The following is an 8,330-nucleotide window of genomic DNA, read 5'->3' as shown; positions in this document are numbered from 1 at the left end:
GGGCGATGTGGGCCTGATCGTGACGGGCGGCTTTGCGCCCAACATCGCGGGCTGGGCCAAGCCGTTTGCGGGCACGCTGGCGACCTCGGGCGCCGCCAAACGCCACCGCGTGGTGACCGACGCCGTGCACGGTGCGGGCGGCAAGATCGCGCTGCAGATCCTGCACACGGGGCGCTACGCCTACCATCCGCTGGCGGTGGCGCCCTCGCGGCTGCAGTCGCCCATCTCGCCGTTCACACCGTTCGCGCTGTCGGCGCGCGGGGTGGAGCGGCAAATTCGTGCGTTTGTGAACTGTGCCGTGAAAGCGCGCGAGGCGGGCTACGACGGCGTGGAGGTGATGGGATCGGAGGGCTATTTCATCAACCAGTTCCTTTCGCAAACCACCAACCTGCGCACCGATGCCTGGGGCGGCGACTACAGCCACCGCATGCGCCTGCCGGTGGAGATCCTGGCCCGCATGCGCGAGGCCGTTGGCAAGGACTTCATCATCATCTACCGCCTGTCGATGATCGACCTGGTGCCCGGCGGCAGTGCGTGGGACGAGATCGTCACCCTGGGCAAGGCCGTCGCTACGGGCGGGGCCAACATCGTCAACACCGGCATCGGCTGGCACGAGGCGCGGGTGCCCACTATTGCCACCAGCGTGCCGCGCGCAGCGTTTGCCTGGGTCACGCAGAAGATGAAAGCCGAGTTTGCGGCGGCGGGCATTTCCACGCCGCTGGTCACCTCCAACCGCATCAACACGCCCGAGGTGGCCGAGCAGGTGCTGGCCGATGGCTGCGCCGACATGGTGTCGATGGCGCGGCCGCTGCTGGCTGATGCGGCCTTCGTGAAGAAGGCCGCACAGGGCCGGGCCGACCGCATCAACACCTGCATCGCCTGCAACCAGGCCTGCCTGGACCATGTGTTCCAGAACAAGACCAGCAGCTGCCTGGTCAACCCGCGTGCTTGTCATGAGACAGAGCTGGTCTACCGGCCGGTGTCGTTGCGCAAGCGTGTGGCGGTGGTGGGCGCAGGACCCGCGGGCCTGACCGCTGCCACTGTGGCGGCCGAACGTGGGCATGAGGTGCATCTGTTCGATGCCGCCCCGGCCATCGGCGGCCAGCTCAACATGGCCAAGGTGGTGCCGGGCAAGGAGGAGTTCCACGAAATGCTGCGCTACCTGGCCACGCGCGTGGAAGACACGGGTGTGCAACTGCACCTTAACCGGCGCGTGCAGGCCGCCGACCTGGCCGGCTTCGACGAGGTCATCGTCGCGACCGGCGTGGAGCCCTGCGACCCCAAGATCCCCGGCCAGGACCATCCCAAGGTGCTGAGCTACATCGACGTGTTGCGCCACGGCAAGCCAGTAGGCGAGCGCGTGGCCATCATCGGCGCGGGCGGCATTGGCTTTGACGTGGCCGAATTCCTGACGCATGGCGACCACCCCTCCACCACGCTCGATCTGCCCGCCTGGAAGGCCGAGTGGGGCATCACCGACCCGGCTGAAGCACGTGGTGGCCTGGCGCCCAGCGGCCCGCGCGTGACGCCGCCCGCACGGCAGGTCACGCTGCTGCAGCGCAAGAAGGGCAAGCTCGGCGCGGGCCTGGGCAAGACCACGGGCTGGATCCACCGCACCACGCTCAAGATGAAAGAGGTGCAGATGGTGAGCGGCGTGAACTACGAGCGCATTGCCGACGAGGGCCTGCTGGTGTCATACGGCGACAAGCGCGAAGATCCTACCTGGATTGCCTGCGACACCGTGGTGCTGTGCGCGGGGCAAGTGCCCCTTTTCAGCCTGGCGCAAGAGCTGGAGGCTGCGGGCCACAAGCCGCATCGGATCGGCGGCGCGCTGGAGGCGGGTGAGCTGGATGCCAAGCGTGCCATCGACCAGGCGGCGCGGCTGGCGGCGCGCTTGTAAGTTGGTGGTGACCGAAATTTAAGCCAAATCGGCCTCTAGCGCTTGATGGGTAAGCGCTAACAGCTATTATTTTGATAGTAAATGATTGTGGCCGGGCGCTGCACCTTGCTGCGTGGCAGAAATCTCCAGCGCATTGAACACCCGCAGAGCCGCCCAAGCATCGTTGGCCGCGTAGACCAGTTGGGCCTCCGTCAGCCTAGCGTTGGCCCAGTTGGAGGTGGCGGCCTTCTTGGACTTGATGAAGCGGCGGTTGAACAGCACGGCCACTGCGCCCTTCACGCCCATGTCCTTGCGGTAGCCACGTTGGCGGAACACAGTGTTCAGCTCCAGCACATCGGCGGGCTGCACGCCCAGTTTGTGCTGGATGCGCTTGGTGTCGTCCCCCAGGCCAAAGCCCGCCTTGGTCACACCGCGCAGGGCCAGCAACTCGGCCACGCGGGCGCGGCAGCCGGGGTCGTGCAGTTGGAATACCCAGGCGGTTTCCAGCGTGGCCAGCTGCACGATGTGGGGTCCGTCGGACTCCTCGCCCTGCACGAAAGTGGGCTTGGATTCGGTGTCGAAGCCCCAGGCGCTGGCCGCTGCCAGGGCATCACACGCCTTGTCGGCTTGCTCCGGAGTGGAGACGAGTGCGATGCGGTCCGAGCTCAGGCGCTCGAAAGGTTCCAGCATGGCGATCTGGTCTTTGTCGGGGGTGCTGCGGTGGGCGGTGCGCGAGGGCGGGTGGGGGCGCTGGGGAGGGGGAGATTCCGTCATGGGGCCATTGTGCCGTGCGGCGACCTTGTCTCCTGCAGGCCTTCGGTGCGCCCTGCGGCGTCCCTCAGTGCTTGCCTGCCTTGCGCAGACGAGGCAGGTCGGCAATGTGGGCCAAGGCCTTTTCGCAGGCCGCTACGGTCAACGCCTGCCGTGCAGCCAGCCAGCCCACGCCAAACCAGGCCTTGGGGTCTGTAGCGGCGATTTCGCCGCACAGCGCGTGGGCCACACGTTCATCGTTGAGCTTGCCCAAAGCCACCAGCGCCGGCTGCAGGCTGGCGAGCAAAGATTCGCCGTCGGCGTCCAGCGCGGGCGCCACAAATTCCGTGAGATAGCGCAAGCGCTTGAGCTGCTTGCGCAGGCGATGTTGTTCTTCCGCTGGTAGTGCTGCAAAGCCCTTTGCACCTTTGCTCACTTTGGAGTGCAGGCGGCGCAATCGCTTTTGCAGCAGGCGGCGGGTGTCCTTGGCACCCAGGGCCTCTTCCCCCGTCGCCAAAGCGCTATGGCCCTGGGCTGTGAAAGCCATGAGGGCGATCAGCGCCGCCTGGAACGCAGGTGTACGCACGATGGCCGCAGCAGACGGGCCGTGGGCTTGTTCCCCCGCCACTGTCACATCCAGCGCGGGCGCGCCCGCATCGCGCAGCTCGGCAAGGCTGGCCTGCAGAACCTGGCCCCGATCACGCAGTTGGCCCAGGCGCTGGAACACATCCACCAGCGGCGGCTCCCATGCGGGGTGGAACGCGCCGGGGGCCAAAGGCGCCAACTCACGCAAGGCCGTGCGCAGCCGGCGGATGCCGATGCGCAGCTGGTGCACATGCTCTTCATCGCCCCCGCCTTCCACCATCTCGCTGGCATTGGCCAGAATCTGCTGCAGGCAATGGGCCACTGCCGCACGCTGCAACTCCAGCCCGTTCAGAAATTGTTTTCGCGGGCCATTGGCCTTCATCGGGGCGTCCTTGGTGGCAGGCTTGGCCCATCGCGCAGCCAGCAGCCGCTCGCCACGCTCCGCCTTGGACACGGTGCTTAGAAACAGCCCGTGCCGTGTTGCCCACCGGGTGGCGATGGCCGCCAACCCAGCCAGCGACCCGGCTTTGAGTTCCAGCTCCAGCTCGCAGATGCGTGCCTCTTTGTGCTGCGGCGTGCCACGGTGGGCGATGACCCGCCCGGTGTCCAGTGCCAGCTCCACCACGCCACCTTTGAAGGCGATGTCCCGCGTCACCCGGTCCATCTCGGTGCCATAGGTTTCGGTGAGCGCTCCTTTGGCTGCCTGCAGCGCGTTCAACAGCCGAGTGCCCGCCACGGTGCCTGCGTGCAGTTCAGGGTTTGGTTCGGGGGCAGGGCCTGTGGCATGGGCAGGGCCCCGGTCCACGTTGTGCTCCTCGCGGTCCAGCGGGCCGTTGCCCAGGGCCTTGACGGTCTGTACCCACTGGTCGCCTTCGCGCCGCAGCCGAAAGGCTATGCCGCGAGACGACAGCGCGGCATCGGACGTGTCGAAGTAGCGGGCCTCCATGCGGATCTGCGCGTGCGTGCCCCGGCGCGCCGCCGTTTGCACGGCAGCCAGGCGTTCAGGGGGGATGCAGAACTTGAATTCGATTTCCATAAATAGGGTGCCTGTGATGAGAGAGGCAGAGTACTCAGTGTGAATTCTGAATATTTTAATTTAATATGGGAGGTTGAGCAAAATACGGCGGCCATTTTTTTCGGAAGCTGAATATATCTGGAAAACCTGTATCTGATACTCCATTTTTTTATTGGCTGTGAGTGTAATGATTATGTATGTCGATCTCTGAAGTTTTTCTTTTCAATGGGTTGGAGAAATTTGATGAAATCGGTGCTTGAAAGGCGAATCATCTCATCGTCTTTGGGTGCCGTATCACCTACACCTTGCGATACCAAAATGCTGCTGAAGGCCCTTGGGTGAACTGGGGTTTTTTTGTTTCGTTGCAAATATGAAAGAGAGGATAAGGCTATATAAATGAGCGGGTTTATGGCGATTGGAGCTAGTGTAAGAATTTTTCGGTGCAGTAATTAACCGGGGTGGTTGTGTTTTCTGGAATAATTTGAGTGGGCCAAAATTCTCCTGTAGTCACTATTTTGTCATTTGAAACAATTAGTATCTTTGGTGGCAGATGCGCCCGTCGGTCAATGTACGCACCACCCACCGTGGTTGCTTTGTCCCCGGCGGCCTACCCTGTGAACCTTCACGAGAGATTCAAATGCTTCAAAAAATCAAAATAGGTACCAGGCTTGCTCTGGCGTTTGCAGTGCTTTTGCTGCTGATCTCTGCCCTGGCAGCCGGCGGCATCAGCGGCGCCAAGCGCCTGACCGAGCGCAGCGCAGCGCTGTATGAAGATCGCACGGTGCCCTTGGGTGTGTTGGCGGAGATCAGCCGCCTCACGCAGGGCAACCGGGTGCTGGTGATGGACATGCTGATGGACCCCGGCACCAGCAACCTGCAGGCCAGCCACGCCGCACTGACCACCAACACAGAGCGGATCCGCACTTTGTGGACGGAGTACTCCGGTAAAGCCCGGGGCGCAGAGGAGCAAGGTTTGGCGCAGGCCTTTGCTGATGCCAACACCGCCTACCTCGACAAGGGGCTGATCCCCGCTGCCGCAGCCTTGGTAGCAGGCAAATATGACGATGGTTCGGAGCTGTACATCAACCAGATCCGCCCCAACGCGGCCAAGGTGCAGGGCGCCATCGAAAAGCTGGTGGCATTGCAGATCAGCGTGGCGGCGACAGAGTTTGCTGGAGCGCGCGAGATGAGCAACACCATTCATTGGTGGATGCTGGCAGCCACCGGGCTGGCTCTGGTGGCGGGGGCTGCGATGGCCTGGGTGATCACGCTTTCCATCTCGCGCCCGCTACGCCAGGCGGTGGCAGTGGCACGCACCGTAGCGGGTGGCGATCTGAGCGCGCAAATTGATGTGCACGGCACGGATGAAACCGCTGAATTGCTGGGTGCCCTGCGTGAAATGAACCAGCAACTGGTGCGGGTGATTACCGAGGTGCGCTCCAGCACCGAGTCGGTAGCGCAAGAAGCCGTGCTGATAGCGGGTGGTACGGAGGACCTTGCGCGCCGTACCGAGGCGCAGGCGTCCAATCTTCAGGAGACGGCCGCGTCGATGGAGCAGCTCACCATCACCGTGCAGCACAACACCGACAACGCCCACCGTGCCGCTGAGCTGGCCCAAGAGGCCGCCAAGGTGGCCAACGAAGGAGGCAGTGTGATGCGCGACGTGATCACCACCATGCAGGAGATCAGCGCGCAGTCGCAAAAGGTCACCGACATCGTCAAGGTGATCGACGACATAGCGTTTCAGACCAACCTGCTGGCCCTGAACGCTGCGGTGGAAGCGGCCCGCGCGGGCGAACAAGGGCGGGGCTTTGCCGTGGTGGCCGGCGAGGTGCGGGGTCTGTCCCAGCGCAGCAGTACTGCGGCCCGCGAGATCCGGGGCCTGATTGCAGCCAGTGTGCGCGGTGTTGAGCGTGGGTCCACCCTGGTAGGTCAGGCGGGCGAGCGTGTGGCCCGCACCGTGCAGAGGGTGGACCAGGTGACGGAGCTGATCAGCGAGATCAAGGACGCAGGACAGGAGCAGGCCCGGGGCATCGCGCAGATCGGAGAAGCCGTGCGGCAACTGGACGCCGCAACGCAGAAAAATGCTGCGCTAGTGGATGACAGCTCGTCGGCATCCACGGGCATGAAAAACCAGGCCCGGCGTCTGCTGGAGGTGGTGCAACAGTTCAGGCTGGCGCCCGACGGATATGTGGACGCCTCTGAAGGTGTTTATCCCGGTGTGCGTCTATTGCCTGCGCTGAAAGCAGTGGCCTCGTCGGCCAAGCAGCTGCCCATGGCAGCGCGCTAACGTGCAACGCAGCACCGTCCCGAGACCGGCCACCAGTTTGCTCTACGACGGTGAATGTGCTCAATGAACCGTACAGATGTACTCGTCGCCATTGCCGAGCTCGCGCAAACAGGCGGCGCGTCAGAGCCTGAAGACGCCATCTCGCACCTGGCCGTGATCATCGACAGCCTGGATCTGTCGAACAGCGGCTCGGAACAGGTCATGGAGATGCTGTTGCGAATTGCTGCCTGCCTGTGGAACCTGCAGCAAGAACGGATGCGCTTGTAAAAGCCTGTTCAAGGCCTTCTCGGTGTCGCGCAAGCCGTTTGCCAGCGGGAATGGAGTGAAGGAATCCGGGCCTGAACCTTGCTGTCATGGCCCCCGTTGGTTTGCTTGGGCATGTACCCATGCGGCACTTCCGATGCGTTCAATCATGCCAATGGCACTCCGCTACCAATACTGAAGAATGCTGAATAGAGGTTCTAAAAACGCCCCACTATTCGCCAGCCGGTTCCTGTGAGGCGATACGGTTGCGCCCTTGGTGTTTGGCCTGGTAAAGCGCCTGATCCGCACGGTCAAGGATGTCGCGCAGACAGCGGTCGGAGGGGCGCAGGGTGCTCAGGCCCAGGCTGGCTGTAATGCCGTAGGCATGGCCACTTTCGTCACTCAGCTGCAGGGCGCGAAAGCTCTGGACGATGCGTTTTGCCACTTCCAGGCCTTCGGTCAAGCGGGTCTGTGGCAGCAGCACGCCAAACTCTTCGCCACCCAGACGCCCCACAACATCACCGGCGCGCAGGGGATTTTTGACAGCCTGGGCAAACGCCATCAGGGCGCGGTCACCTTCGAGGTGGCCATAGCGGTCGTTGATGGATTTGAAGTGGTCCACGTCCAGCATCAACAGCGCGAGCGGTTCGCTGCTGCTGCGTGAGCGCTCGTATGCCGACTCGGCGCATTCCAGGAACGCACGGCGATTGGCCATGCCCGTGAGCATGTCGGTGGTGGCCAGGCGCTGCAGCTCGCGCTCCAGGTTTTTGCGTAACGTCACGTCGCGGTAGATGCCCTCGACCCCCGCAAAATTGCCAGCATGGTCGTACAGCGCCTGGCTGCTTATGGAGATGTCGATCACCGTGCCATCGCGCCGCACCATCTGGCCCGGAAAGTCCGACACCTCACCCTTCTCCATGATCGCCACCTTGAAGGCGTCACGGTCGGTGCTTTGTGGGTAGTACGACTCGGCGGTTCTGCCCTCAATCTCGTGGGGTTCGTAGCCCAGCACCCGCCGAACCCCCGGGCCCACATGCTGCACGATGCCCAAGGCGTCGGTGCGGTAGTAGACATCTTGCATGTTCTCGAACAAGCGTCTGAAGTTCTGCTCGCTCTCGCGCAACTGGGCCTCTATCTCGCTCTGGTGGGTCATGTCCAGACCGCAAATCAGCACTGCGGGGGCATCCTGCCATTGCACGGCCACGCTGCTGATGAGCACCATGCGCAGGTTGCCCTGCAGCGTACGGATGCGAAATTCAGACGACTTGTTGGGCCGCCCGCCTTGTTCGGGCACGGTGACCCCTTGGACGCGATTGGTGGAACGCACCTGGTCCATGGGATGCACGAAGTCGCCCGAGAGGCGCCCAATCAGGCTGTCGGTGCTGGGGGCTTCCAGTAGTTCTGCGCTGGCAGCGTTGGCAAAGCGGATGACACCCTCCTGCGTGACGAGCACAGCCGCTGGCAGCGCTTGCAGCAGACGGAGGTCGTGGTACATCGGAATGGAGAGTAACCAAAAGTAATGCGCCATTGTGGCACTCGACCGCCCCGGTGTGAATTGCGGACTGTCA

6 protein-coding genes are annotated in these 8,330 nt (G+C 63.2%); 3 read left to right on the top strand and 3 right to left on the bottom strand.

Annotation, left to right across the window (positions count from 1 at the left end):
- On the top strand, positions 1-1,900 hold a 1,900-nt coding region (locus ACK4OE_RS18630; protein ID WP_409886881.1), incomplete at its 5' end, for an FAD-dependent oxidoreductase.
- Between the two features lie 66 nt (positions 1,901-1,966).
- On the opposite strand, the gene ACK4OE_RS18625 is transcribed toward ACK4OE_RS18630, so the two are convergent.
- A complete protein-coding gene (locus ACK4OE_RS18625; RefSeq protein WP_409886879.1) occupies positions 1,967-2,653 on the bottom strand; it encodes a 3'-5' exonuclease in 687 nt (228 codons plus the stop codon).
- Between the two features lie 64 nt (positions 2,654-2,717).
- Positions 2,718-4,250: a CYTH and CHAD domain-containing protein gene (locus tag ACK4OE_RS18620; protein WP_409886877.1), complete on the bottom strand. Its 1,533-nt coding sequence runs from the start codon at positions 4,248-4,250 to the stop codon at positions 2,718-2,720.
- 616 nt (positions 4,251-4,866) lie between these two features.
- Here ACK4OE_RS18620 and ACK4OE_RS18615 point away from each other — a divergent pair.
- Together ACK4OE_RS18615 and ACK4OE_RS18610 are read left to right on the top strand one after the other, a co-directional pair.
- Positions 4,867-6,519 carry a methyl-accepting chemotaxis protein gene (locus ACK4OE_RS18615; RefSeq protein WP_409886875.1) on the top strand — a complete coding sequence of 551 codons (1,653 nt, stop codon included), beginning with the start codon at positions 4,867-4,869 and terminating at the stop codon, positions 6,517-6,519.
- 63 nt (positions 6,520-6,582) lie between these two features.
- A complete protein-coding gene (locus ACK4OE_RS18610; protein ID WP_409886873.1) occupies positions 6,583-6,786 on the top strand; it encodes a hypothetical protein in 204 nt (67 codons plus the stop codon).
- A 208-nt stretch (positions 6,787-6,994) separates the two neighbouring features.
- Here ACK4OE_RS18610 and ACK4OE_RS18605 read toward each other — a convergent pair whose 3' ends face one another.
- Positions 6,995-8,257 (bottom strand): diguanylate cyclase, encoded by a 1,263-nt coding sequence (locus ACK4OE_RS18605; protein ID WP_409886870.1) that lies wholly within the window; start codon positions 8,255-8,257, stop codon positions 6,995-6,997.
- Positions 8,258-8,330: the final 73 nt, after the last annotated feature.

The organism is Acidovorax sp. (assembly GCF_046314175.1).
GTDB lineage: Bacteria > Pseudomonadota > Gammaproteobacteria > Burkholderiales > Burkholderiaceae_C > Acidovorax.
This window is presented reverse-complemented; position numbering and strand designations above follow the sequence as displayed.